24 protein-coding genes are annotated in these 24,241 nt (G+C 71.4%); 10 read left to right on the top strand and 14 right to left on the bottom strand.

The window, feature by feature from the left end; translation table 11 throughout:
- The first annotated feature begins 53 nt into the window (after window positions 1-53).
- A complete protein-coding gene (locus KF823_06855; protein ID MBX3725622.1) occupies window positions 54-317 on the top strand; it encodes a hypothetical protein in 264 nt (87 codons plus the stop codon).
- Window positions 318-455: 138 nt separating this feature from the next.
- Here KF823_06855 and KF823_06850 read toward each other — a convergent pair whose 3' ends face one another.
- Both KF823_06850 and KF823_06845 read right to left on the bottom strand, forming a co-directional pair.
- Complete coding sequence (locus tag KF823_06850; GenBank protein ID MBX3725621.1) at window positions 456-1,124, bottom strand: GAP family protein; 669 nt, start codon at window positions 1,122-1,124, stop codon at window positions 456-458.
- A gap of 224 nt (window positions 1,125-1,348) precedes the next feature.
- On the bottom strand, window positions 1,349-3,049 hold the full coding sequence (locus tag KF823_06845; GenBank protein MBX3725620.1) for a hypothetical protein: 1,701 nt from the start codon (window positions 3,047-3,049) through the stop codon (window positions 1,349-1,351).
- A 252-nt stretch (window positions 3,050-3,301) separates the two neighbouring features.
- On the opposite strand from KF823_06845, the gene KF823_06840 reads away from it, so the two are divergent.
- Window positions 3,302-3,871 (top strand): dCTP deaminase, encoded by a 570-nt coding sequence (locus KF823_06840; protein ID MBX3725619.1) that lies wholly within the window; start codon window positions 3,302-3,304, stop codon window positions 3,869-3,871.
- Window positions 3,872-3,886: 15 nt separating this feature from the next.
- Here the strand turns inward: KF823_06840 and KF823_06835 are convergent, their stop codons facing one another.
- The 3 genes from KF823_06835 to KF823_06825 all read right to left on the bottom strand — a co-directional run bounded on the left by KF823_06835 (window position 3,887) and on the right by KF823_06825 (window position 5,575).
- Window positions 3,887-4,336 carry a hypothetical protein gene (locus KF823_06835; protein ID MBX3725618.1) on the bottom strand — a complete coding sequence of 150 codons (450 nt, stop codon included), beginning with the start codon at window positions 4,334-4,336 and terminating at the stop codon, window positions 3,887-3,889.
- Between the two features lie 163 nt (window positions 4,337-4,499).
- Window positions 4,500-4,913, bottom strand: coding sequence for an HIT domain-containing protein (locus KF823_06830; protein ID MBX3725617.1), 414 nt, complete (start codon window positions 4,911-4,913; stop codon window positions 4,500-4,502).
- Window positions 4,910-5,575, bottom strand: a complete 666-nt coding sequence (locus KF823_06825; GenBank protein MBX3725616.1) for a dienelactone hydrolase family protein — start codon at window positions 5,573-5,575, stop codon at window positions 4,910-4,912. The genes KF823_06830 and KF823_06825 overlap by 4 nt, the downstream gene beginning before the upstream one ends.
- Window positions 5,576-5,755: 180 nt before the next feature.
- On the opposite strand from KF823_06825, the gene rimO reads away from it, so the two are divergent.
- Window positions 5,756-7,105 (top strand): 30S ribosomal protein S12 methylthiotransferase RimO, encoded by a 1,350-nt coding sequence (gene rimO / locus KF823_06820; protein MBX3725615.1) that lies wholly within the window; start codon window positions 5,756-5,758, stop codon window positions 7,103-7,105.
- Window positions 7,106-7,164: 59 nt separating this feature from the next.
- On the opposite strand, the gene KF823_06815 is transcribed toward rimO, so the two are convergent.
- The 4 genes from KF823_06815 to trxA form a co-directional block, all read right to left on the bottom strand.
- Entirely contained in the window at window positions 7,165-7,875 is a 711-nt protein-coding gene (locus KF823_06815; GenBank protein ID MBX3725614.1) for a hypothetical protein, read from the bottom strand.
- A gap of 114 nt (window positions 7,876-7,989) precedes the next feature.
- Window positions 7,990-8,856: an EamA family transporter gene (locus tag KF823_06810; protein ID MBX3725613.1), complete on the bottom strand. Its 867-nt coding sequence runs from the start codon at window positions 8,854-8,856 to the stop codon at window positions 7,990-7,992.
- 34 nt (window positions 8,857-8,890) lie between these two features.
- Window positions 8,891-9,730: an S-formylglutathione hydrolase gene (gene fghA, locus KF823_06805; GenBank protein ID MBX3725612.1), complete on the bottom strand. Its 840-nt coding sequence runs from the start codon at window positions 9,728-9,730 to the stop codon at window positions 8,891-8,893.
- Window positions 9,731-9,971: 241 nt separating this feature from the next.
- The gene (trxA, locus tag KF823_06800) at window positions 9,972-10,838 is read right to left on the bottom strand and encodes a thioredoxin (protein ID MBX3725611.1); all 867 of its coding nucleotides are present in this window, start codon (window positions 10,836-10,838) and stop codon (window positions 9,972-9,974) included.
- 257 nt (window positions 10,839-11,095) lie between these two features.
- On the opposite strand from trxA, the gene KF823_06795 reads away from it, so the two are divergent.
- On the top strand, window positions 11,096-11,728 hold the full coding sequence (locus KF823_06795) for a DUF2062 domain-containing protein (GenBank protein MBX3725610.1): 633 nt from the start codon (window positions 11,096-11,098) through the stop codon (window positions 11,726-11,728).
- Between the two features lie 25 nt (window positions 11,729-11,753).
- On the opposite strand, the gene KF823_06790 is transcribed toward KF823_06795, so the two are convergent.
- The 5 genes from KF823_06790 to KF823_06770 all read right to left on the bottom strand — a co-directional run bounded on the left by KF823_06790 (window position 11,754) and on the right by KF823_06770 (window position 17,975).
- Window positions 11,754-12,287, bottom strand: a complete 534-nt coding sequence (locus tag KF823_06790; GenBank protein ID MBX3725609.1) for a hypothetical protein — start codon at window positions 12,285-12,287, stop codon at window positions 11,754-11,756.
- A 436-nt stretch (window positions 12,288-12,723) separates the two neighbouring features.
- The gene (locus KF823_06785; GenBank protein ID MBX3725608.1) at window positions 12,724-13,671 is read right to left on the bottom strand and encodes a hypothetical protein; all 948 of its coding nucleotides are present in this window, start codon (window positions 13,669-13,671) and stop codon (window positions 12,724-12,726) included.
- A 9-nt stretch (window positions 13,672-13,680) separates the two neighbouring features.
- Window positions 13,681-15,762 (bottom strand): S8/S53 family peptidase, encoded by a 2,082-nt coding sequence (locus tag KF823_06780; GenBank protein MBX3725607.1) that lies wholly within the window; start codon window positions 15,760-15,762, stop codon window positions 13,681-13,683.
- Window positions 15,763-16,182: 420 nt separating this feature from the next.
- Complete coding sequence (locus KF823_06775; protein MBX3725606.1) at window positions 16,183-16,608, bottom strand: DUF4442 domain-containing protein; 426 nt, start codon at window positions 16,606-16,608, stop codon at window positions 16,183-16,185.
- 62 nt (window positions 16,609-16,670) lie between these two features.
- Complete coding sequence (locus KF823_06770; protein ID MBX3725605.1) at window positions 16,671-17,975, bottom strand: amidohydrolase family protein; 1,305 nt, start codon at window positions 17,973-17,975, stop codon at window positions 16,671-16,673.
- Between the two features lie 178 nt (window positions 17,976-18,153).
- On the opposite strand from KF823_06770, the gene leuS reads away from it, so the two are divergent.
- From leuS to lspA, 6 genes are all read left to right on the top strand, one after another.
- Window positions 18,154-20,760 carry a leucine--tRNA ligase gene (gene leuS / locus KF823_06765; GenBank protein MBX3725604.1) on the top strand — a complete coding sequence of 869 codons (2,607 nt, stop codon included), beginning with the start codon at window positions 18,154-18,156 and terminating at the stop codon, window positions 20,758-20,760.
- Window positions 20,761-21,009: 249 nt separating this feature from the next.
- The gene (locus KF823_06760) at window positions 21,010-21,528 is read left to right on the top strand and encodes a hypothetical protein (protein MBX3725603.1); all 519 of its coding nucleotides are present in this window, start codon (window positions 21,010-21,012) and stop codon (window positions 21,526-21,528) included.
- A complete protein-coding gene (holA, locus tag KF823_06755) occupies window positions 21,525-22,559 on the top strand; it encodes a DNA polymerase III subunit delta (protein ID MBX3725602.1) in 1,035 nt (344 codons plus the stop codon). The genes KF823_06760 and holA overlap by 4 nt, the downstream gene beginning before the upstream one ends.
- On the top strand, window positions 22,556-23,221 hold the full coding sequence (gene nadD, locus KF823_06750) for a nicotinate-nucleotide adenylyltransferase (protein ID MBX3725601.1): 666 nt from the start codon (window positions 22,556-22,558) through the stop codon (window positions 23,219-23,221). The genes holA and nadD overlap by 4 nt, the downstream gene beginning before the upstream one ends.
- Before the next feature lie 138 nt (window positions 23,222-23,359).
- Window positions 23,360-23,698 (top strand): ribosome silencing factor, encoded by a 339-nt coding sequence (gene rsfS / locus KF823_06745; GenBank protein ID MBX3725600.1) that lies wholly within the window; start codon window positions 23,360-23,362, stop codon window positions 23,696-23,698.
- The gene (lspA, locus tag KF823_06740; GenBank protein ID MBX3725599.1) at window positions 23,695-24,204 is read left to right on the top strand and encodes a signal peptidase II; all 510 of its coding nucleotides are present in this window, start codon (window positions 23,695-23,697) and stop codon (window positions 24,202-24,204) included. The genes rsfS and lspA overlap by 4 nt, the downstream gene beginning before the upstream one ends.
- Window positions 24,205-24,241 lie beyond the last annotated feature (37 nt).

Here is a 24,241-nt window from a genome sequence, read left to right as displayed (position 1 = left end):
GGCGCTGCCCCGGGTATTCCGTTAAATACCGCACAGCTGGTCCGGTCAAATCCGTGTCGGGGCGCACGCAGGCGCTGCCAGGCGTGCAGGCCCAGGCGCATTGGGGCATTCGAAAACAACAGGTTGAGGAGATTTCCTCGCGGCTCGGCACTGGCGCGATCCGGGTCGATTCGGAAATCCGGCCTGCCGGAACCGGCCGCCTGGCGCCTGGTCGATGCGCCTGGGTGGCCATGTCCGGGCTCGAGAAAATGCCCGGCGGATGCGGCGGGCATTGCGGTCAGGGGTGTCCGGATAACCGGACACATCTGAAAATTTGAAACGGATCCGAAAAAAGACACGGCCGCCGCAGGACCCTTGGCGCTGCCCGGCTCATTGGGATGGCTCTGCGGGTCGCCCGGGCACGGCACTCGACGTGTTGGCGGCAGGGTCCGGCAGGGTCCGGCCCGGGCTGGGCCTCAACCGGCCGCGCGGAACCGCGCCGCCGCGTCGAACAGCAGGCCGACCCCGACGATCCCGAAGATCCACAACAGGGTCTCCCGGGCGCCGGCCTGCAGGCGCGCCTGCCAGCCGCCGTAGCGGCTCCGCAGCCGCGATCCGAACGCCAGGTGGAGGCCGAGCAGGGCCAGCGGCGGCAACACGAAGATCAGGTTGTAGACCAGCAGCAGCGGCAGCCACACGGGCGCCGGCAGCCCGGCCCCGACCATGAGCGCGATGGCGCCGAAGTAGGGCAGCGCGGTCACCAGCTCCAGCACGGTGACGGTCGCGCCGAGCAGCATCATGCCGACCAGGCCGCCGGCGCGCGGCGCGGGTGGCGGCGGCATCGAATCCGCGCCCCGCTTGGGCGCGAACACGGCGAAGGCGAGCAGGACCGCGCCCAGCGCGGCCTGCACGCCCCAGACGACGGGATGGTCCAGCGCCGCGCCGAACCGTGCGAACACCGCCCCGGCGCCGAGCATGAGGGCGCAGCCGAACGCGAAGTAGCTCGCCAGGATGCCGGCGACGTAGGCCAGCAGGCGCGCCACCACGTTCGCCTGCGTCAGCAGGTAGATGGCCACCACCAGGGCCGAGGGATTGATGCTGTCGACGACGGCCAGCGCCAGCACGGCGGCAAGGGTTTCGGTCATGGCGCGGGTCCGGCGGCTGGCTCGATGACCGGCATTGCAACACCGTCGGACCGCTTCGGCATGGGCCGGAGGTCAGCAGGCCGCCGCGGGGACGGGTACCAACCGGTCAGTCGGATGCAGCCAGGACCGCCGCCCGCGTGGCCGCGGGTGGCGCCGGCGGACGGCCGCGCACCGGGATTCGCCGCCCGCACATCGCGGGAGCGAACGATGCAGACGGACGCCCCTCAGGGCGACTCGAAGCCGTCCGCGAACAGCCGGTCGCCGTCGATCACCTCCAGGAACACGGCGGCCGGCGGTCCGGCGCCGTTGGTCGTGCGGCCCTGCACGTACAGCAGGTGCCGGCCCGGTGCCAGGCCGGAGGTGTCGAGGTCGAGCCGCACGTTTTCGGTAATCGCGTCGAAGCCGCCGTCGGCGGCGGCCATCTCGAGCCCGGTCGCGCCGTCCTGCCATGGCAGGCTGCCGACGTACAGCCGCGCGCCGATGACGGGGACGGGCGGCGGCTGAGGCGATGGGTTGGTCCCGCCCACGTTGCGCAGACGGTTGTCGTCGATGCGGGCGGTGACCGTGACCTGGCTTCCGCGTGGCACCCTGGCCAGGTCGACGGCCACCTGGTCGGCATCGGGGCCGGCCGGCAGCCGGTATGGCGCATGCAGGCTGCGCGATGCGTAACGCAGGGCGGCCAGATTGTCGGGGAACAGCGTCTGCTCGGCGTAGGCGCAGTCCTCGAAGAAGGCCAGGCCAAGCTCCATGGTGTAGGCCGGCACGCCCAGCTCGCCGTAGGCGAAGTCGATGGTGGTGCCATTGGTCGCGTACAGGTTGAGCGAGCGTTGCGGCGTGTATTCCGTGAACCAGGCCAGACGCCGGCCGAGGCGGACCAGGGCGGCGTCGTTGCCGGTCACCGGGCTGCCGGAATAGCCCCAGGGCCACAGCACCAGACGCGAGTAGCTGTGCACGTCCAGGAACAGGCCGCGGGTGTCGGGGTCGGCGGCGATGGCGGGGTCCAGGGGGTCGCCGGGCCGGGTGTCCGGAAAGATCGCGGTGACGTAGTCGCGCACCGCCTGGGTCTCGGGCTCCGACGCCGGCGAGGGTCCGCGAAAGGTGCCGCTGCACTGGATGGTGCTGGAGCCGGTGCCGATGCCCCAGCGCCACGGATAGTTGCGGTTGAGGTCGATGCCCGGATGGCTGTTGCCGTTTGGCGGATTGGTGCTGCAGGCGCCGTCCTGGGTGTTCTGGTTCTTGCGCCACAGGATGCCGGTCTCGGCGCGCTTGCGGCCGTCCGGGTTGGCCTGCAGCAGCAGGTGGAACTCGTTGTGGTCGAGCAGCCAGGTCGCCTCGGCGTCGACGCCGTGGCCGGCCAGGAGCTGCTCGGCGAAGCGGGTCATCAGCTCGGCGGTGCTGTACTCGCGGGCATGCACCGCCGACATCGCGAACAGGCGCGGCTTGTCGCCGGGAATCGCGGAATTGCCGAGGCGCAGCACCCGCAGCGGCCAGCCGGCGCCGTTCGGGCCGTTGCCGGCCTGCCAGCTCTCGCCGATGTCGACGTAGCTTGCGAGCGTCGGGTGCGCCGCCACCAGGGTGTCGATGGTGGCCAGCGTCTCCTCGACCGTACGGAAGCAGGCATAGCCGGGGATAGAGCGGCTGGCGCCCTGGACCTGGGCGGCCAGGCCGGCGCTGGCCGCCTCGTCGCGGCGCCAGTCCAGGGCCAGGCGGGCGAGCAGGGCGTGGACCGCGCCATCGGCCTCGACCAGCACATCCCCGCTGTCCGGCTCCACCACCAGGTGGCCGGCCAGTTCCGCCAGGGCATCCCGGGTGGCGGCGTCCGGCGCGGCGATGCGCAGGACCTCGGGGGCCGCTGGCTGGGCAGCGGCGGGCAGGGCAAGGGCGGTCGCGAGCAGCAGCGACAGGGCGGGCGGACGGAATCTCATGGGCGGTGCTCGTCGTCGTGGTAGCGGGGGACGAGCGGGTCCCTGGTCGCCGTTGCGACGGCCGGTGCCCCTCCTCCCCGGGCGACCTTAGCACCCGGAGCGGTTGCCGCGATTCCGCCCGGCGCAGCGTGCCGGGGGCCGGACGCGGCTTGCGCAGATGGCCCCGGCAAACGGCAGGGAGCGCGCCTCGCGTCCCGGCCGTGGCCGGCCTGCTGGTACATTTGGCGCCCCGAGGCACAGGCGCGAGCACCGATGAGCATCAAGTCCGACCGCTGGATCCGGCAGATGGCGAGCGAGCACGGCATGATCGAGCCGTTCGCGCCGGGCCAGGTCCGCCACGGCGACGACGGTGCCCGGCTGATCTCCTGGGGCACCTCCAGCTACGGCTACGACGTGCGCTGCGCCGACGAATTCAAGATCTTCACCAACATCAACTCGACGATCGTCGATCCCAAGGACTTCGACGCCCGCAACTTCGTCGACTTCAAGGGCGATGTCTGCATCATCCCGCCCAACTCGTTCGCGCTGGCGCGCACCGTCGAGTACTTCCGCATCCCCCGCGACGTCCTGGTGGTCTGCCTGGGCAAGAGCACCTACGCGCGCTGCGGGATCATCGTCAACGTGACGCCGCTGGAACCGGAGTGGCAGGGGCACGTCACCCTGGAGTTCTCCAACACCACGCCGCTGCCGGCGCGCATCTACGCCAACGAGGGCGTTGCGCAGATGCTGTTCTTCCAGTCCGACGAGACCTGCGAGACCTCGTACGCCGACCGCGGCGGCAAGTACCAGGGGCAGCGCGGCGTCACCCTGCCGCGCACCTGACCGGCGCCGTCGGCATCAGCGCGCGCGGCGGATGGTGAACTTGCCGAACGCGACGCCGAGGTCGAAGCCGCGGCCGGTGCCGCTCAGCGCCATCGCCACCTCGCCCTTGGTCATCACCCGGCCGGTCGCCGAGCGGACGGCACCGGCGTGGGCCTCGGCGGTCGCGTAGCTGCCGAGCACCTCGGAGATGTCGTAGACGCCGGTGAACTCGCCGCGGCCGTCCTCGATGGTGTGCCGGCCGACGGTCAGCCCGCCGCCCTTGGCGCTGAGGCGCACGTTCATGCGCTGGCCGTTGTTGCAGGTGACCGTGCCATTGCCCGAGGCGGTCTTGAAGAAGGCCGACCAGCCGCTCAGCGTGAAGCGCATCTGGCAGTCGATGGTCTGCGCCGCGGCGGTGCCGGGCAGGGCGAACGCGACCAGCAGGGCCGCGGCGGCAAGGGCGGAGCGATGGTGGACGAGGGTCATGGCCTGGTCTCCTGGCATCGGGGGAGGCCCAAGCGTACGCCGCCGTGCCGTCGGGCGGAATCGCCGCGACGTGCAGCCGGCGTGAAGGTTGCGCCGGCGTTCACCTCGTTGCGTCGTGAGGGTGACAGAGCGAAGGCCGGGGGTGTCCGAGCAAGCCGTGGGTTCAGGCGCCCGTCAGGGCTGCGGCCAGGTCGGCGAGATCGCGGCCCAGGCGGTCCGGCGCATAGGGACGCGGGTCGCCCACGCCCCAGACCGGACGCGGCCAGGCCTCGTCGTCGCGCCGGCGCGCGATCACGTGCACATGCAGCTGCGGCACCATGTTGCCCAGCGCGGCGATGTTGAGTTTGTCCGCCGGGTACAGCCGCTGCAGGACGCGTCCGGCGCGGTTCACTTCCTTCAGCAGGGCGAGCTGGTCCTCGGCGGCGAGGTCCATCAGTTCGCGCAGGAAGGGCTGGCGCGGCACCAGGATCAGCCACGGGAAGCGGGCGTCGTCGACCAGCCGGACCGAGCACAGGGCCAGCTCGCACACCGGGTGGCTGTCGGTCAGCAGTTGCGGGTGCAGCAGGAAGTCGCTCACAGGTGCCTGCGCAGGAAGTCGAGGGTCCGGTCCCGGGCCAGGGCCGCGCTGGCGGGTTCGTGGTCGGCGCGGCGGTCGCAGTTGAAGCCATGGCCGGCCGGATAGACGTGGATCGTGGCCTCGGTGCCGGCCAGGGCCTGGCGGTGGCGCTCGACGTCGGCCGGCGGAATCAGCGGGTCGCGTTCGCCGAAGTGCAGCAGCAGTGGCGCGCGCGGCCGCTCGTCCAGGAACGGCAGCGAACGGCCGCCGTAGTAGTCGACCGCCGGCATCGCCAGCCGGGTGCAGGCCAGGAAGGCCACGGTGCCGCCCCAGCAGTAGCCGACCGCCGCGATCCTGCCGGCCGAGGCGATCGCCTCGGCGGCGGCGGCGACCCCGGCCACGGCGCGCTCGAAGCCCAGCTCGGCGGCCAGCGCCCGGCCGCGTGCGACCCCGGCCTCGTCGTAGTCCAGTTCCACGCCGTCCTCGACCTGGTCGAACAGGGCCGGGGCGATGGCGTCGAAGCCGGCCTGCGCGAAGTCCTCGACCACGGCGCGGATATGCGCGTTGACGCCGAAGATCTCCTGCACCACGACCACGCCGCCGAGCGCCCGGCCCTGCGGCCGCGCGCGCCATGCGCCGATGCAGTGCATGCCCGCGCCGGCAATCCGGATCGCCTCGCCCATTGCGCCCTCCGCCTCGACGGGCGCCATCATACGCCGGGAGCCCGCCCGGGCAGGTGCCGCACGGGCTCCCAGGACGGGGCCAGGACGGCCGGTCCTTCGTCGAGCCTCCAGGGGCGACCCGGCGCCGGTCTCGCCGATATCCGCGATAATGGCGACCCGCCTCCGTTGCTGCCGTTTCCCATGACCGCTTCCGCCCCGCCCAAGGTCGGCTTCGTCAGCCTGGGCTGTCCCAAGGCCCTGGTCGACTCCGAGCGCATCCTCACCCAGTTGCGCGTCGAGGGCTACGACATCGTCGGCAGCTACGACGATGCCGACGTGGTGGTGGTCAACACCTGCGGCTTCATCGAGTCGGCGGTGACCGAGTCGCTGGACGCGATCGGCGAGGCCCTGGCCGAGAACGGCAAGGTGATCGTCACCGGCTGCCTGGGCAAGCGCGCCGAGGTCATCCGGGAGGCGCACCCCGGCGTCCTGGCGATCAGCGGCCCGCAGGACTACGCCAGTGTTATGTCTGCCGTGCACCACGCGCTGCCGCCGGCGCACGACCCGTTCACCGACCTGTTGCCGCGCCGCGGCGACGACATCGGCGTCAAGCTGACGCCGCGCCACTACGCCTACCTGAAGATCTCCGAGGGCTGCAACCACCGCTGCAGCTTCTGCATCATCCCGTCGATGCGCGGCGACCTGGTGTCGCGGCCGGTCGACGAGGTGCTGGCCGAGGCCGAGCGCCTGGTCCGCGCCGGCGTCCGCGAGCTGCTGGTGGTCTCGCAGGACACCAGCGCCTATGGCGTCGACCTGAAGTACGCGCCGCGCGACTGGCGCGGCCGGGCCTGGCGCACGCGCATGGCCGACCTGTGCGACGGCCTGGGCGAGCTGGGCGCCTGGACGCGCCTGCACTACGTCTATCCCTATCCGCACGTCGACGAGGTGATCCCGCTGATGGCGGCCGGGCGGGTGCTGCCCTACCTGGACATCCCCTTCCAGCACGCCAGCCCGCGCATCCTGCGGCTGATGAAGCGGCCCGGCAACGTCGAGCGGGTGCTCGAGCGGGTCCAGGCCTGGCGCGCCGCCTGTCCGGACCTGGTGATCCGCTCGACCTTCATCGTCGGCTTTCCCGGCGAGACCGAGGCGGAGTTCGAAGAGCTGCTGGACTTCCTGGATGCCGCGCAGCTCGACCGCGTCGGCGCCTTCGCCTACTCGCCGGTCGAGGGCGCCAGCGCCAACGCCCTGCCCGACCCGGTACCGGAAGCGCTGCGCGAGGAGCGCCTGGCACGCTTCATGGAACGCCAGGCGGCGATCAGCCAGGCGCGCCTTGCGGCACGCGTGGGCGGCATCGAGACCGTGCTGGTCGATGCCGTCGAGGACGATCTCGCCACCGCGCGTTCCAAGGCTGATGCCCCCGAGATCGACGGCCTGGTGCATGTCCAGGCGGTGCCCGACGGCGTGCGTCCGGGTGATTTCCTGGAGGTCGAAATCCTGGCCAGCGACGAACACGACCTGTTCGCACGGCCGGTCGGTTCGCCCGAGCCCTGAGTGCCGCCAGCCCGGATCCTTTCGGAGGGCGCCGAGGCGAGCTCGAGCAACCCTCAAGGTCAGGGCTGGACGTCGAAGCCGTCGCCGTAGAGCACATCGCCGAACAGCACGGTGCCCAGCGCGCGATAGGTCGGGCGGTTCGGCGACACCGGCGACCAGCTCTGGCCCTCGTTGGTGCTGCCGTACGCCTCGAACACCGGCCGGGTGGTGCCGCCGCCGACTTCGGCGTCGTTGCACAGGAAGAACTGCCGGTCGACGAACGGTTGCCACTCGGTGCCGACATGGATGCGGCCGGCCAGGCTGCGCGCGGCCTCGGGCAGTTCCACCGGGTACAGCGCCACGCCATCGACGGCGAACTCCGGCACGCCCTCCGCGCGCGCGGTGACCCGGCCGAGGAAGGTGCCGGGCCAGTCCGGCTCGCCCTTCGGCCCCTTGCCGTCGGCGGCATGGAAGACCAGTTCGAAGTCGATGTCCGGACCGGTGTTGAACGGTCCGCGCGTCCAGCAGATGCAGACCCGGGCCGGCGCGAAACCGTCGGGAATGTCGAAGGCCATCACGTAGCTGCCGCGCAGCACGGCGTTGGCATAGCCGACCGCGCCCTCGTAGCTGCCATCGTCGTTGCGCAGGCCGCCGGTGCAGGCGGCCGGCGCGCTGGCCGGCACCGCGCGGCCGTCCGGCGACGCCAGCACCAGACGCAGGCTGTCGTCGGCGCGCAGCGGACCGCAGGCTGCCAGCAACAGGAACGGCAGCAGGGTACGGAAGACAGTCATGGTGGGTTCCTGCGAGGGGCGTGGCGCAAGGCTAGCCGATCGTCGGGGTCCCGGCGTCCATGCCACGTACACGGCCCGCCGGGTCGGATCGGGGCCGCAGACCCCGCCAGGCGCTCAGGGACTGGCCTTGGAGGCCGCGACGCTCAGCAGGCCGCCGCCGACGATCAGGGCGCAGGCCACCGCCTGGCTCCAGTGCGGACTGCCCGCGCCGGCCAGCAGCAGCCAGGCGGTGGACAGCAGCGGCGCCAGGTAGGCCAGGGTGCCGAGCAGGGCCAGGTCGCCACGCTTGGTGCCGATGTCCCAGAACCAGAAGGCGGCGCCGACCGGTCCGGCACCCATCGCCGCGATCGCCAGCCACTGGCCGGCGGTCGGCGCCACCGTGGCCTCGGTGGCCAGATGCGCCAGCCCGCCCAGCACCGCGACCAGCAGGCAGGGCCCGGCGATCGCCGCCGAGGGCACCGCGGCGTGGCGGCGGTTGAGCACCGAATAGGCCGCCCAGGTCAGCGCCGCGCCCAGCGCTGCCAGGTAGCCGGGCAGGTGGGCCGCCTCGACGGCCAGGGCCTGGCCACGGGTGACGATCAGCACCGCCCCGGCCAGCCCCAGCAGCGTGCCGACCACTTGTCGCGCGCGGATCCGCGCGCCCGGCAGCAAGGCCGCGAAGGCGACGATCAGCAGCGGCCACAGGTAGTTGACCAGGTTGGCCTCGACCGCCGGCGCCGTCTTCAAGGCCAGGAAATACAGGGCGTGGTAGCCGAACAGCGCGGCGCTGGCCAGGGCGAAGGCCGCCGGCGGCTGCCGCAAGGCGGGCAGCAGCGGGCCGCGCAGGCGCAGCAGCGCCAGCCCCGTGACGGCCCCCACGGCGAAACCCAGCGACAGCAGCTGGAAGGGCGGGATGTCCCCGGTCGCCAGGGTCAGCACCGCCAAGGCCGACCACAGGCCGATCGCGGTCAGGCCGGCCAGGGTGGCATGCGATCGGGTCATGTCCGTCGCGGCGCAGCGCTGGGCCGGCGCCGGCTCATGACGCCAGCGCGGCGGCGTGGTGGCGCAGGTGGTCGTCGATGACGCTCTGGATGAAGAAGTAGCCGTGGTCGTAGCCGGGGTGCTGGCGCAGCGTCAGCGGCTGCCCGGTCTCGGCGCAGGCATCGGCGAACAGCCCGGGACGGAGCTGCTCATGAAGGAAGCGGTCGGCCTCGCCCTGGTCGACCAGGATCGTGCCCGGAAAGCGGGCGCCTCGACGCACCAGTTCGCAGGCGTCGTAGGCGGCCCAGTCGGCGCGGTCCTCGCCCAGGTAGCGGGGCAGGGCCTTGAGGCCCCAGGGCACCTGCGAGGGCGCGACGATCGGCGCCAGCGCCGACAGCGACCGGTAGCGCTGCGGTTCGCCCAGGCCGATGGTCAGCGCGCCGTGGCCGCCCATCGAATGGCCGAGCAGGCCGCGGCGCGTGCCATCCAGCCGGAAATGACCTTCGACCAGGGCTGGCAGTTCCTCGGCGACCCAGGTGCGCATCCGGAAGCGTGCCGACCAGGGCGGCTGCGTGGCATCGACATAGAAGCCGGCCCCTTCGCCGAACTCCCAGTCGCCGGTGGCGCCCTCGATGCCGGTCTCGCGCGGGCTGGTGTCGGGCGCGACCAGGGCCAGGCCGAGCTCGGCGGCCAGCCGCTGGGCGCCGGCCTTGACCATGAAGGTCTCCTCGGTGCAGGTCAGGCCGGCCAGGCAGTACAGCACCGGCACCGGCTGCGCGGCCGCCTGCGGCGGCAGGAACACCGAAAAGCGCATCGGGCCGCCGCAGGCGTCCGAGACGTGGCGGTAGAAGCCCTGGCTGCCACCGTGGCAGCGGTGCTCGGCGAGGATCTCGATCATGGCGCTGGCTCCAGTGCGGGCCACGAGGCTGCCACAGGTGCCATGCCGCGGTCATCGGCCGTGCGACCGGCGTGCCGGCGCCTGCGGCCGGCAGGTTGCGGGGCGGGCCGTGCCGGACTTCCGGTATCGGCACCCCCGCTCCGGCCGGGCCTGCTCAACGGCGATGCGCGCGACCTCGGCGCGCCTGCGGTCGGGTGCCGCGCCTGGACCCGCCTGGACCCGCCTGTCCCCGCCCTGGTCAGAACAGCAGCGAGGACATCCGGCGCCGCACCTGGCCGACCAGTTCGGCGTCGTCGACCACCGCGAAGGCCTGCACCAGCGCCTTGCGGCCCAGGTCGTCGCCGTACTTGCGGTCGCGGCGCATCAGTTCCAGGAAGGCGTCCAGGGCGGCCGGGGCATCGCCGTCCAGCAGCAGGCGCACGCCCAGCAGATGGCGCGCCTCGTGGTCGTCGGCATCGGCCTGCAGACGCGCGTCCAGTTCGGGAACGGAGGGCGCGCGGGCGGCCTGGTAGTGGAAATCGAGCAGGGCGCGGGCACGCCGGGCGCGGTCGCCGGTGGCGAGGTCGGCCGGCAGGTCGTCCAGCCGCGACACCGCCTCGTCCAGTTCGCCGGCGGCCAGCAGGGCATCGACCAGGTCCAGGCGCCGCTCGCCGTCGTCCGGCGCCTCTGCCAGGGCATGGCGGGCCTGGGCCAGGCGCTGGGCCGGATCGACGGCGGCAGCCGGGGGCGAGGCGGCCGGCTCGTCGGCCTCGGCGTCCGGTGCGTCCCCGGCCTCGGGCAGGTGCGGCGCCAGCCACTGACGGATCGTGCCTTCGGGCTGCGCGCCCATGAAGCCGTCGACCGGCTGGCCGTCCTTGATCAGCACCACCGTGGGCAGGCTGCGGATGCCGAACAGCGAGGCGAGCTGCATCTCCTCGTCGGTGTTGACCTTGACCACCTTGAGCCGTCCGGCCAGCTCGCCGGCCAGCTTGTCCAGCACCGGACCCAGCGAGCAGCAGGGCGCGCACCAGGGCGCCCAGAAGTCGACCAGCACGGGCACCTGCATCGATGCGGCGATGACTTCGGTCTCGAAGTCGGCGGTGGTGACGGCAAGGGCCTGGGACATGGACGGCTCGCAAGGCAGGTCGGACTCACCGACATGGTGCCGGAATCCGCCGCCGCAAGGGCAGGGCGGTGCGGTGGCAGCCGGTCGCGCCCCCCGGTTCCTGCGCTGACCTTCCGCGTGGGCACCGGCGGCGGGGACCGTTCGCCGGGCGGGCCGCTGTCGAAGGGGCGCCGCTGAACCGCACCCCGCGCCCCGGAAAACCAGCCATCGCCGAATGCCCCGCCCGCTGCGACAATGGCGGACGCCCGGACCCGGCCATGAACCACGAACTCGAACGCCACCGCCTGGAACAGCTCAGCCGCAAGCGCCGCATCCGCCGGCTGCTGCGGCCGTTGCCGCGGCGCGCCAACATCCGCCGCTACCCGATCATCAAGTGGTTCCAGGATGCCGCCCGCAAGGCGCCGTTCCTGTGGTCGTTCAAGCGTGCATACGTGCTGCGCGCGCTCTACGTGGGCTCGATCCTGGCCTTTCTTCCGCTCTATGGCTTCCAGTTCCTGCTGGCCTTCGCTCTGGCCCTGGCGTTCCGGGCCAACCTCACCCTGACCGTCGCCCTGCAGTTCATCACCAACCCGTTCACCATCCTGCCGATCTTCGGATTCACCCTCTGGCTGGGCGTCACCCTGATGGACGCGGTCGGCATCGGCGGGCACCTGGGCCCGGCCTTCAAGGCCGCCAACGCGCTGTTCGTGGGCGGCTTCGTCACCGGACTGGGCATCGCCGTGCTGCTCGACATCGGCTACCGCATCCTGCACTGGGAAGCGCAACGCTTCTCCGCCCAGGGCCGCCGACTGCGCGAGCTGCTGCACCTTCCGGCCAGGCACCCCGAACCCGATCCGGCGCCGTCGGCGACGCCGGCAGAAGCCGGCAGCGATCCGACTGCCCAGCCCTGACCGTCACCCCGCCTGTGCGGGTTCCTCAGAACCACCAGCCCAGCCGCGCGCCCAGCACGTCCCAGTCGCGGGAGCCGCCGAACTCGTAGGTCAGGGCCCCATGGAAGTGCCGGCCGAGCCGCGATCCCACGGCGGCGGTGAAGAAGTCGGCGCTGGATGGATAGTCCGGTCGGATGCGCGTGCGGTCCCAGCCAAACCCCGAGCAGTTCTGGGGGAAGAGGCATCCACCATTGGCCTCCCTGAAGCGGTTGTAGGCAAGGTGCCTGTAGGGCAGGTAGGCGTAGCGTTGCAGGGTATAGCCGCCTGCCATCCAGACCGGCCCGGCCAGCCGGTAGCTCAGCTGCAGGCCGCCGTGCAGCCCGGACTTGACGTTGCTGCCGGCGCTGGTCTGGCATTCGGGGATGCGCCGCGTAGCGCGCAGGCGGTCCAGCGGCGCCATGACGAAGGTTGAATCGATCGCCAGGCAGCGGCCGACGGCGATCGCCTCGACATCGTCGTGGGTCTGCCAGGCCAGGCGGCCATAGCCCAGATGGGCGTCGAGGTGGAAGCGCTCGGCCAAGGGGCGGTGGAAGCGTACCTCCGCGCTGAGAGTCTCCGCGTTGTCACGCGTCAGGATGGCCAGGCGTGGCCGCAAAGCAAGTTGGCAAAAGGTTCCTTCAAAGAAGAACCTCGCGTCTAGCTGACAGCCAGGGTCCAATGGGCTGGCATAGCGCACTCGCTCCCGGCTCAGACCCAGGGCAAAGGAGAGCCCGCTGCCTAAGTTCAGCGCGACTTTTAACGCCCGACGCTCACCATCTTCAATCGTCCGGACATTCCGCGAGTAGGGATCATCGGGGCCACCTGGACCCTCTATAGATCCGTACTCGACCGTGACCTCGCTGCGCTGGGTGGCGAAGGGGTTCTCGGCCTGCGCCGGGCCGGCAGGCCAGGACGCGCCCAACGCGATCGCGAGACAGACGTGTCGGATCAGGATGTGCTGGCCCGTCCGCATGGGTTCAGAACCACCAGCCCAGCCGCGCGCCCAGCACGTCCCAGTCGCGGGAGCCGCCGAACTCGTAGGTCAGTGCCCCATGGAAGTGCCGGCCGAGCCGCGATCCCACGGCGGCGGTGAAAAAGTCGGCGCTGGATGGATGGTCTGGGCGGATTCGCGTGCGATACCACCCGAATGCGAAGCAGTTCTGGGGATCGAGGCATCCACCGTTGGCCTCCCTGAAGCGGTTGTAGGCGAGGTGCCGGTAGGGCAGGTAGGCGTAGCGCTGCAGGGTATAGCCGCCCGCCATCCAGACCGGCCCGGCCAGGCGGTAACTGAGCTGCAGGCCGCCGTGCAGCCCGGACTTGACGTTGCTGCCGGCGGTGGTCTGGCACTCGGGAATGCGTCGCGTAGCGCGCAGGCGGTCCAGCGGCGCCATGACGAAGGTTGGATCGATCGCCAGGCAGCGGCCGACGGCGATCGCCTCGACATCGTCGTGGGTCTGCCAAGCCAGGCGGCCATAGCCCAGATGGGCGTCGAGGTGGAAGCGCTCGGCCAAGGGGCGGTGGAAGCGCACCTCCGCGCTGAAAGTCTCCGCGTTGTCGCGCGACTGCCCGGCCCGCGGCGGAAACGCGATCTGGCAACCGAATCCTTCGAAGAAAAACCTCGCGTCTGGCTGACAGCCTGGTTGCAGCGGGCTGGAGTACACCAGGCGCTCACGCCTCAGCCCCAGGGCAACCGAGAATCCGCCGCCCAATTCCAGCGCGATCTTCAACGCCCGGCGCTCGCCGTCGTCAATGGTGTGGACATTCCGCGAGTAGGGATCATCGGGGCCACCTTGACCCTCTATAGATCCGTACTCAACCGTGATCTCGGCGCGGTGGGTGGCGAAGGGGTTCTCGGCCTGCGCTGAGAGCGCCGAAGCGAATGCCTGCAGGCAAACCACGCAGACCGCCATGGATGCACTCTTCATGGTCCGACCTCAGTAAACGCAGCCGGCAGGCACAGGGCCCAGCCGTGTCAAGGGAAGCGAGCCGGACTGGCCCGCGAAGGTGCCGGAAGTCAGCGAGTAGTCGAGCGTGGCGCTCGAACAGCTGTGAAATTCAAGGTTGGCCGTGCCCACCTGGGAGAGTCCTGGTATCGGCGTCGAGGCATTGAACGCGCCGCTGGTCAGGGTCTCGCCGACTGGGATGGACTGGATGCTGCGGGTGCCGGGGCTGTAGGGCCTCTGCAATGACAGCCAGCGCTGGGATGCGGGCCCGGAGCCCGGCTGCCCAGCCGGGCGAAAGGTGAACCACAGGCCGAACACGAATGCTTCGGTGGGGTTGACCTCCAGCATCAGGCCCTGCCCACCGAAGGCCGGGGTATACCAGTTGCCGGAGAACCGGTAGTCGTTGTGGCCGCCGCCACCGCCCTGGGGCGTGCAGGAAATGTTCGGCAGCAGGGGCACCAGGGGGATCTGGCCGGAGCCGTAGGGTGGCTGCAGGTCGAAGGCCAGAGCGGCTTCGTTGCAGTTGTCGAAACTCAGAGTGCCCGTGCCCATGATGAGGGCGGACGGTTCCGGACCTTGCGCGAAGCTGCCGTTGTACCGGGTCAGGATCGTCACGTCGACCGAACTGGCCGAAGCGCTTGCCGTCACGCCTTCGACGGTGAACCAGCGTTGCCGGTCGACGCCGCCCGCCACCGTGTCGAAGGTGAACCAGCCGCCCATGACGTAACCCTGACCCGGCCCATTGCTGTCCGGGAAGACTTCAAGTTGCAGGCCCTGGCCGGGCGTTGACGGGTTGTAGTAATTGCCGGTGATGCCGTGCTGGTTGATCCGTGTGCCCTGCTGCAGCGCCAGCCAGGCATGGGCCTGGCCGCAGTTCAGGCGCGGATACGCGGCGTGTCCAGGACGGGTCACGCTGATGGACGAGGTCGACAGGGCGGAGCGGATCTGCTCCACCGTTGCGCCGGGAAAGCCTTGCTTGAGCAGGGCGGCACAGCCTGCCGCGAGCGGCGCGCTGTAGGACGTTCCGGCGAGGGCCTGGGCCGCGAGGCCAGTAATGGGCGCGGCCGTGGCTGCCAGATCGGTCATCGAGCTTGCGTCGGCTCCAAAGCTTGGAGTGCTACGCCAGAGTGTGCTGAGAGATGCGATCGGATCATCGCAGTTCTTGTTCTTGCCGTCGAAAAAGCAGCCCCAGTGGCCGGTCACGGCGATGGTCGAGCTCAGGCAGGCAGGAAAGCCCATCGCCGGCATGCCCTGCGATTCGAGTCGGTTGTTGTTCCCTGCAGCCGCAACAACGGACTTGCCTTGCTGGTAGAGCAGGTTCACCAGGGGGCGGATTGCCGGCCCTTGGACGCTGGCGGCATCACAGCTTCCTGGGAAATTGCCTCCGTACTCAAACGACAGGTTGATTATGGGGATGTCGGGGCGGCTGGACAGGTAATAGAGGGCATCGGCAACTCCTGCGGTGGTATCAGTCGCTATCCCGACGATTCCAACCGAGGGTGCCGCGCCAGCGGTGTTGGCACCCAGCACCGCGGCCACGAGCGCACCGTGCGCTGCGTCACCCGCCACCCCGCCATTGGACTGTGCGGCCCCGGGACCGGACTGCTGGTGCTGCCCATTGCTGCAGCAACCGACGCCGAAAATCGGATGGGTACACCAGCAGTGCTCCTCGACCAGGCTGGCACCGGCGTTCACAGCGGCATCGATGACCGCGACCTTGATGCCGCCGCCGGTGAGTCCCTGGCTGTGCAAGGGGGCGAAATTGGCCACGCCAACCGCATGCCCCAGCAGCTGCGTAGCCGGCGGGATGGCCAGGATCGACTTGATGGTGGGCGTGGGGCGGAAGGACGCCAGGAACGCCGGTGAAACGCGAAGTCGCGCTGCCCCGGCCAGCGGATAGGTTGCCATCACGCGAACCTGGTTCTCGTCGAACTCGGCCAGGTCGGCAAGAGCCCGGGCGAGGCCCGCCTCACGAAGGGCCGGATCGGTGAACTTCGGATGCGAAAAGGGCAGGCCGTCTACCTCGGTAGTCGCCTCGAGGATCGCGTCAACGAAGCGCGGGGGGGGGGGCATCGGAGCGGGCGCCAGGGCTGCCGACCAGGGCAAGGAGCCCGGCGAGCAGGCTGCACGTTCTCAGGACCACGACCATCTGTCACCTCCAGAGGCGGCGATTCGGCGGGGACCTGGTGGCCAGGAGCTTGGCCCAAGAAACCTGTAAAGCGGATCGGTGCGCGTTGGCACCGTCCATGCGTCTTGTTCGTGTTGCTGGACCTGATAGCACGCAGCGTTTTCCAGTGCAAGCCAGCGCCGGGCGGAATAACGTGCGGTATTCGACGAGCGGACCCTCGGATGAACCACTGGACCCGCCCGGTGGGCGGCCTGGGCCGGCGCGGCCGTGCGCGCGGAGAACCGGCCGGGGGACTGGGGTTCGCCCGCTCAGCTTGACTGGAAAATTCCTGAGGATGCGAAGCTCGGCAGCCGCAGCAGCGGCCTTCAGGAATCCTCCGGCTTGAGGCGCACATGCAGTTGCTTGCGCACCCGCGCCACTACCTGGCCATCGGCGTCGACCACCTCGGTCCGGAACCAGCGCAGTTGGCGCTGGCCGTTGGCGGCCTCGGCGCGCATCGCCTCGACGGTGGCGTCGTCCAGCTCGAAGCGGGCGTACACGTCGCGGCGGCCGGGCTTCACGAACTCGATCTCGGCGGCCTTGTCCCAGACCACGTAGGCCGGGCCCAGGCGGTGCATGGCCAGCATCATCCAGAACGGGTCGGTCATCGCAAACAGGCTGCCGCCGAAGTGCACGCCCACGTAGTTGCCGTTCCACCAGCGCCGGCGCAGCACGACCCGGGCGCTGCGGAAAGCCTCGTCCAGTTCCAGCACGCGGATGCCGGCGAAGGCGAACGGCGGCCACAGGTTCATCAGCCAGCGCAGCCGGCGCGCCGACAGGCGGCGCCCGGCCGGGCCGGTGCCGGGGCCGTGGCTCATCGGTCGGCGGTCAGCTCGTCCTTGTGCACCACGCCGTCCTTCATCACGAAGCCGACGCGGCGCATCAGACCGATCTCGGCGACCGGATCGCCGGCCACGGCCACCAGGTCGGCCAGCTTGCCGGCCTCAAGGCTGCCCAGTTCGTCCCAGCGGCCGAGCAGCTCGGCGGCGTTGCGGGTCGCCGACTGCAGGGCCTGGGCCGGCGGCATGCCGGCCTCGACCATCAGTTCGAACTCGCGGCCGTTGTCGCCATGGTGGAAGACGCCGGCATCGGTGCCGAAGGCGATCCGCACGCCGGCCCGGTAGGCGCGGGCGAAGGTGCGCTGGATCTGCGGGCCGACCGCCAGCGCCTTGGGCCGGACGATCTCCGGGTAGTAGCCGGGCTCGCGCGCCATCTCGCCGACGAACACGCCGGCGCTGATGGTCGGCACGTACCAGGTGCCGCGCTCGCGCATCAGGGACATCACCTCGTCGTCCATCCAGGTGCCGTGCTCGATCGAATCGACGCCGGCGGCGACCGCCCGGCGCATGCCCTCGGCGCCGTGCGCGTGGGCGGCCACCTTGTAGCCGTAGTCGCGGGCGGTCTGCACGATGGCGCGGATCTCGTCCTCCATGAACTGCGGGTTGTCGCCGCTGCGCGCGAAGCTGAGCACGCCGCCGGTGGCGGTGATCTTGATGACGTCCGAGCCTTCCTTGTAGCGCTGCCGAACGGCGCGCCGCGCCTCGACCTCGCCGGCCACCACGCCGTCCTCGGGGCCGGGGTAACCCAGCGCCTGGACCAGCTCGCGGCTGATGCCGTTGCGCGGGTCGGCATGGCCGCCGGTGGTGGCGATCGACTTGCCGGCGGCCATGATCCGCGGGCCGCGCACCAGGCCCTGGTCGATGGCGTTGCGCAGGCCCTGGACCTGGGCGCCGCCGAGGTCGCGGACCGTGGTGAAGCCGGCCATCAGGGTCTTCTCGGCATAGCCCACCGAGCGGTAGGCATAGTCCTCGGGATTCATCCGGAAGCCCTCGGCATAGGCGGCCGGGCTGGTCTGGCTGCCCAGGTGCACGTGCATGTCGATCAGGCCGGGCAGGCAGGTCGCTGCGGAGAGGTCGATGCGGGTGACGTCGCCGGCATCGGCTGGGGCGGCGCGGTCGATCGCGGCGATCCGGCCGTCGCGCACCAGCAGGTAGCGGGCGTCGAGCAGCCGGGCGCTTTCGGCATCGAACACCCGGCCGCAGTGGACCAGCAGGTCGCCGGGGGCGGCAGCCGTGAGGGCCGGGGCAAGCAGGGCGGTGAACAGCAGGGAACGATGCACGGGGTCTTCCTCCTTGGACACGCCACGATAGCGCCGCCCGGGCATGCCGGCCGCCACCGCCCGACGCGGCGGCCGGGCGGCTTGGCGCCCATGTTGCACTGCGGTAGTCTCCGGAGGAACCCGAACGATCCCGGGCGGCCGCCCCGGCCGCTCCCACCCCGTGCGCCCCGGAACCGCCATGCAGGAACACTACGACCCCCGCGCCGTCGAGGCCGCCGCCCAGGACTACTGGACCCGGACCCGCGCCTTCGAGGTGACCGAGCAGCCGGGACGCCCGACCTTCTACTGCCTGTCGATGCTGCCGTACCCCTCCGGTGCCCTGCACATGGGCCACGTGCGCAACTACACGATCGGCGACGTGATCAGCCGCTACCAGCGCATGCAGGGCCGCAACGTGCTGCAGCCGATGGGCTGGGACGCCTTCGGCCTGCCCGCCGAGAACGCGGCGATCAAGAACAAGACGGCGCCGGCCAAGTGGACCTACGCCAACATCGAGCACATGCGCGGCCAGCTGCAGGCGCTGGGCTATGCGATCGACTGGTCGCGCGAGTTCGCCACCTGCCGGCCGGACTACTACGTGCACGAGCAGCGCATGTTCGTGCGGCTGTTCCGCAAGGGCCTGGTGTACCGGAAGAACGCGCAGGTCAACTGGGACCCGGTCGACCAGACCGTGCTCGCCAACGAGCAGGTGATCGACGGCCGCGGCTGGCGCTCCGGCGCCCTGGTCGAGAAGCGCGAGATCCCGCAGTGGTTCCTGAAGATCACCGCCTACGCCCAGGAACTGCTCGACGGCCTGGACACGCTGGACGGCTGGCCGGAGCCGGTCAAGACCATGCAGCGCAACTGGATCGGGCGCAGCGAGGGCCTGGAGATCGCCTTCCAGGTCGAGGCGCTGGCCGAACCGCTGCGCGTGTTCACCACCCGGCCCGACACCCTGATGGGCGCCACCTATCTGGCGGTCGCTGCCGAACACCCGGTCGCCCAGTGGGCGGCGGCCGGCAACCCGGCACTGGCCGACTTCATCGCCCAGTGCCGCAAGGGCGGCGTCTCAGAGGCCGAGCTGGAGACCCAGGAGAAGCTGGGCATGGCCACCGGCCTGCATGCCCTGCACCCGGTGTCCGGCGAGCGCCTGCCGATCTGGGTCGCCAACTTCGTGCTGATGGGTTACGGCACGGGCGCGGTGATGGCGGTGCCGGGCCACGACCAGCGCGACTTCGAGTTCGCCCACAAGTACGGCCTGCCGGTGCGCCAGGTGATCGCCGTCGAGGGCGAGACCTGGGATGTCGACGCCTGGCAGGACTGGTATGCGGACAAGAGCCACCCGGGCCTGCGCGTGGTCGACTCCGGCGCCATCGACGGCCTGGGCCATCGCGAGGCCTTCGACGGCATTGCCGGCATCCTCGGCGACAAGGCGGTTCGCAAGGTCAACTTCCGGCTGCGCGACTGGGGCGTCAGCCGGCAGCGCTACTGGGGCTGCCCGATCCCGATGGTGCTGTGCCCGTCCTGCGGCGACGTGCCGGTACCAGAGGACCAGTTGCCGGTGGTGCTGCCCGAGGACGTCGCCGACGCCTTCGCGGCCGGCACGGTGATCTCGCCGATCAAGGCCGACCCGGCGTGGCGGCGCACCACCTGCCCGTCCTGCGGCGGTCCCGCGGAGCGCGAGACCGACACCTTCGACACCTTCATGGAGTCGAGCTGGTACTACGCCCGCTACACCAGCCCCGGCGCCACCGACATCGTCGACGCCCGCGCCGACCACTGGCTGCCGGTCGACCAGTACATCGGCGGCATCGAGCACGCCATCATGCACCTGCTGTACTTCCGGTTCTTCCACAAGCTGCTGCGCGACACCGGCTTCGTTGGCAGCGACGAGCCGGCACGCAACCTGCTGTGCCAGGGCATGGTGGTCGCCGAGACCTTCTACCGCGAGGCGCCCGACGGCGCGCGCACTTGGTTCAATCCGGCCGAGGTCGAGACGGTGCGCGACGAGCGCGGCCGGATCATCGGCGCGGCGCTGGTCGCCGACGGCACGCCGGTCCAGGTCGGCGGCATCGAGAAGATGTCGAAGTCGAAGAACAACGGCGTCGACCCGCAGTCGATGGTCGACAAGTACGGCGCCGACACGGTGCGCCTGTTCTCGATGTTCGCGGCGCCCGCCGAACAGAGCCTGGAGTGGAACGAGGCGGGTGTCGAGGGCATGGCGCGCTTCCTGCGCCGGCTGTGGACCCAGGTGCAGCGCCATGTCGCCGGTGGCCCGGCCGCGCCGCTGGATGCGGCGACGCTGGACGCCGACCAGCGCGCGCTGCGCCGCAAGCTGCACGAGACCATCGCCAAGGTCGGCGACGACCTGGGCCGGCGGATGGCCTTCAACACCGCGATCGCCGCGGTGATGGAGCTGATGAACGCGCTGGCCCGCGCCGAGGACGACACTGCCCAGGGCCGCGCCCTGATGCAGGAGGCCTGGGAGGCGGTGGTGCGCCTGCTCGACCCGATCGCCCCGCACATCTGCCATGCGCTGTGGCAGGCGCTCGGCCACCCGGAGACCCTGGTCGAGGACTTGCCGTTCCCGGTCGCCGACCCCGCCGCCCTGGTGCGCGACAGCCTGGTGCTGGCGGTGCAGGTCAACGGCAAGCTGCGCGGCACCATCGAGGTGCCGGCCGACGCCGACCGCGACGCGGTCGGCCAGGCGGCCCTGGCCGACCCTGCGGTGCAGCGCTTCCTGGACGGCGCCACGCCGCGCAAGCTGATCGTGGTGCCCGGGCGGATCGTCAACATCGTGGTCTGACGCTGTTGACCCACGAGTGCGCGCGGTGAGGCCGGCGGGGTCCCGTCGCGGTGCGGGCAGCGTGCCGTTGGACAGTGAAGGCGGACCCGACACGACATCGAACCTGGCCACGGGAGCGGACCGCGGAACGGTGCGAAGACCGGCGGCCGCAGCGGCGACCCGATGAAGCCTCCGGGCCGGATGCCGGTCCGCCGGCCGCTGATGGCGGTCGCCGCTCGGGCATAATGGCGCACCCCCGCGGAGATCGCTGTGCGCACGCCCGTCCTGCTCTGCCTGCTCGCCGCCACCGTCCTGCTCGGTGCCTGCGGTTTCCAGCTTCGTGGCGAGGCGACGCTGCCGCCGGAACTGCGCGCCCTGCGCCTGGACATGGCCGACAGCGGGCCGCGCATCCGGCGCGACCTGGCAGCGGCCCTGGAGCGGGCCGGCGTCGCCCTGCAACCCGCCGATGCCACCGCTGTCGCCGTGCTGCGCGTGCCGGTCAACGCGGTTGCCACCGAGGCGCTGACCATCAGCGAGCAGGCCCGCGTGCGCGAGTTCGCGGTGCGCCATCGCGTGGTCTTCGAACTGCGCCTGGCCGACGGCCGGGTCCTGGTGCCGGAGCAGGAGCTGGTGCTGGAGCGCGACTTCGTGTTCGACGAGCGCGATGCCCTGGGCGTCGCCGGCCAGGAGGAAGCGTTGCGCCGCGACCTTGAGCGCGAGATGGTCCGGGCGCTGATGCGTCGCATCGAGCGCGCCGCCGGCAACCTGGGCGGCGGCGCGATGCCGTGAAGGCGGAACGCGCCGAGGCGCTGGTCGCGCACCTGGCGCGCGAACCGCTGGCGCCGTGTTATCTGGTCGCCGGCCAGGAGGAATTGCTGGTGCTGGAGGCCGCCGACGCCGTGCGCCAGGCGGCGCGCCGCCAGGGCTTCGACGAGCGCCGTGTCCTCGAGGCCGGCGAGAGCGGCTTCGACTGGGCTGCGCTGGCCATGGCCGGCCAGCAGGGCTCGCTGTTCGGTGGCGGCCGCACCCTGATCGACCTGCGCCTGCCGTCCGGCAAGGCCGGGCGCGAGGGCAGCGAGGCACTGGCGGCCTGGGCCCAGGCGCCGACGCCGGACAGTGTGCTGCTGGTCACCTGCCTTGCCTGGAGCCGCGAGCACGAACGCGCCGCCTGGGTCGGGGCTCTGGCCACGGCAGGCTGGCAGCTGGTGCTTTGGCCGCTTCGCCGCCACGAGCTGCCCGCCTGGATAGCCGAACGCGCCCGGCGCCTTGGGCTGGCCCTGGCTGCCGACGCCATCGACCTGCTGGCCCTGCGCACCGAGGGCAACCTGCTGGCCTGCGCCCAAGAGCTGGACAAGCTGGTGCTGGCCGGCGAGACCGGGCCGCTGGGAGCCGATCGCCTGGCGGCCCTGCTCGCCGAACAGTCGCGCCTGGATGTCTTCGCCCTGACCGATGCCGTGCTGGCCGGCGAGCCCGGCCGCGCCCTGCGCATCCTGCGCGCCTTGCGCGCCGAGGGCGAGGCGCCGGCGGCGCTGGTTCCCTGGCTTGGCAGCCAGATCGAGGTGCTCGCGCGCGCCGCGGAGGCCAGCGCTGGCGGTCAGCCGGAAGCCGCAGCGCTGCGCGCCGAGAAGGTCTGGCAGAGCCGCATCGACCTGTACGCGCGCGCCTTGCGCCGCATCGGCCAGGCCGGCCTGGTGCGCGCCCTGTCCGGGTTCGCCGAGGCCGAGCGCCAGGCCAAGGGCCAGGGCCCTGGCCTGCCCTGGCTGACCCTGGAACGCCTGATCGTGCGTCTCGCCGTCGGCGGCCGGCGGGTGCGCGCATGAACGGCGCGGTCGGGCAGGGCGCAACCGGCCCGGTCGCGGTGTTCGGCGGCACCTTCGATCCGGTCCACTACGGCCACCTGCGCGTCGCCTGGGAGGTCGCCGAACGCCTGGACTGCGAGGTGCGCCTGATGCCGTCCGGGCGGCCGCCGCACCGCGGCCAGCCGGGCGCGCCCCCGGAGCAACGGGCCGCCATGCTGGCGCTCGCCCTTGCCGGCCAGGACCGCTTGCGCCTTGACCGGCGCGAGCTGGACCGCAGGGGCAACAGCTACAGCGTCGACACCTTGCTGGCATTGCGCGAGGAGCTGGGACCGGCGCGCCCGCTGGTGTTCGTGCTGGGCGCCGATGCCTTCCGCGCGCTGCCGGGGTGGCATCGCTGGCAGGAGCTGACCGGGCTGGCGCACCTGCTGGCCATGACCCGGCCCCGGCAGCGCCTGGACCGCCTGGACCCCGACCTGCACGCGGCCATGGCCGGCCGCTGGACCGGCCGGGTCGACCTGCTGCAGCGCGAGCCCGCCGGGCGGGTCATGGTGCAGCGGGTGACGCCGCTGGCGGTGTCCTCCAGCCTGATCCGCGCCGCCCTGGCCGCCGGCCGGTCGCCCCGCTTCCTGTTGCCCCAGGCTGTGCTCGAGCATATCCAGGCGCACGGGCTCTACCGTTCCTGAGCGTCGCGCCGTTCAGCCCGGCGCCGGGTCGCCGGACGCCCCGGCGCTATACTGGCGGCCGATTCCCCCGAGACGCCCTGCTTGACCGCCACGACCCACGCCCCCGCAAGCAACACCGCCCACCCTGACCCGGAGACCATGCGCGACAGCGTGGTGGCCGCCCTGGAGGACCTCAAGGCGGTCGACATCAAAGCCATCGACGTGCGCGGCCGGACCAGCGTGACCGACCACATCGTGGTTGCCTCCGGCACCTCCAACCGCCACGTCAAGTCGATCGCCGACGAGGTCGTCCGCCAGCTCAAGGCCGCTGGCGCCGCCCTGCTGGGCGTCGAGGGCGAGCGCGAGGGCGAGTGGGTGCTGGTCGACCTGGGCGATGTCGTCGTGCACGTGATGCTGCCGCGGGTTCGCGAGTTCTACGGCCTGGAGCGGCTGTGGAGCGTCACCGAGGAAGCCCGCCAGAACGCCGCCGGCGCATGAGTGCGGGCGCCGTGGCACGGGCGCCGGACCACGCGCTCGCCTGGCTGTGGCTGGCTCTTGCCGTGCTGGTTGCCGACCTCGCCAGCAAGGAGATCGCCCTGGCGATGCTGGCGCACGGTCAGCCGGTACCGGTGCTTCCGGTCCTCAACTGGACCCTGGTCTTCAATCCCGGCGCCGCCTTCAGCTTCCTGGGCGACGCCGGCGGTTGGCAGCGCTGGCTGTTCAGCGGCCTGGCTGCCGTGGTCAGCGTGCTGCTGGTGGTCTGGCTGCGCCAGACGCCGCGCCAGCAGCGCTGGCTGGCCGCGGCTTACGCCCTGATCCTGGGCGGCGCGGTCGGCAACCTGGTCGATCGCCTCCGTCATGGTCATGTCGTCGATTTCGTCGACGTGCACTGGCGCGGCTGGCACTTCCCGGCATTCAACGTCGCCGATGCCGCGATCACCTGCGGCGCCGCGATCCTGATCGCCGTGCTGCTTTTCGGGCCGCGCGAGTCGCGGCACGGTTGAGTCGGGAGCGGGGAGCGGGGAGCGGGGAGCGGGGAGC

It is taken from the genome of Lysobacterales bacterium, from assembly GCA_019634735.1.
GTDB lineage: Bacteria > Pseudomonadota > Gammaproteobacteria > Xanthomonadales > UBA2363 > Pseudofulvimonas.
This window is presented reverse-complemented; position numbering and strand designations above follow the sequence as displayed.

Excerpts from the sequence above, each read along its gene's own strand:
- KF823_06850 (MBX3725621.1), bottom strand. The coding sequence starts at position 1,124 with ATGACCGAAACCCTTGCCGCCGTGCTGGCGCTGGCCGTCGTCGACAGC.
- KF823_06845 (MBX3725620.1), bottom strand. The coding sequence starts at position 3,049 with ATGAGATTCCGTCCGCCCGCCCTGTCGCTGCTGCTCGCGACCGCCCTT.
- KF823_06775 (MBX3725606.1), bottom strand. The coding sequence starts at position 16,608 with ATGAACCTGTGGCCGCCGTTCGCCTTCGCCGGCATCCGCGTGCTGGAA.
- KF823_06840 (MBX3725619.1), top strand. The coding sequence starts at position 3,302 with ATGAGCATCAAGTCCGACCGCTGGATCCGGCAGATGGCGAGCGAGCAC.
- KF823_06785 (MBX3725608.1), bottom strand. The coding sequence starts at position 13,671 with ATGAAGAGTGCATCCATGGCGGTCTGCGTGGTTTGCCTGCAGGCATTC.
- rsfS (MBX3725600.1), top strand. The coding sequence starts at position 23,360 with ATGCGCGACAGCGTGGTGGCCGCCCTGGAGGACCTCAAGGCGGTCGAC.
- KF823_06825 (MBX3725616.1), bottom strand. The coding sequence starts at position 5,575 with ATGGGCGAGGCGATCCGGATTGCCGGCGCGGGCATGCACTGCATCGGC.
- KF823_06795 (MBX3725610.1), top strand. The coding sequence starts at position 11,096 with ATGAACCACGAACTCGAACGCCACCGCCTGGAACAGCTCAGCCGCAAG.
- rimO (MBX3725615.1), top strand. The coding sequence starts at position 5,756 with ATGACCGCTTCCGCCCCGCCCAAGGTCGGCTTCGTCAGCCTGGGCTGT.
- lspA (MBX3725599.1), top strand. The coding sequence starts at position 23,695 with ATGAGTGCGGGCGCCGTGGCACGGGCGCCGGACCACGCGCTCGCCTGG.
- KF823_06835 (MBX3725618.1), bottom strand. The coding sequence starts at position 4,336 with ATGACCCTCGTCCACCATCGCTCCGCCCTTGCCGCCGCGGCCCTGCTG.
- KF823_06810 (MBX3725613.1), bottom strand. The coding sequence starts at position 8,856 with ATGACCCGATCGCATGCCACCCTGGCCGGCCTGACCGCGATCGGCCTG.
- KF823_06815 (MBX3725614.1), bottom strand. The coding sequence starts at position 7,875 with ATGACTGTCTTCCGTACCCTGCTGCCGTTCCTGTTGCTGGCAGCCTGC.
- leuS (MBX3725604.1), top strand. The coding sequence starts at position 18,154 with ATGCAGGAACACTACGACCCCCGCGCCGTCGAGGCCGCCGCCCAGGAC.
- KF823_06780 (MBX3725607.1), bottom strand. The coding sequence starts at position 15,762 with ATGCCCCCCCCCCCGCGCTTCGTTGACGCGATCCTCGAGGCGACTACC.
- nadD (MBX3725601.1), top strand. The coding sequence starts at position 22,556 with ATGAACGGCGCGGTCGGGCAGGGCGCAACCGGCCCGGTCGCGGTGTTC.
- trxA (MBX3725611.1), bottom strand. The coding sequence starts at position 10,838 with ATGTCCCAGGCCCTTGCCGTCACCACCGCCGACTTCGAGACCGAAGTC.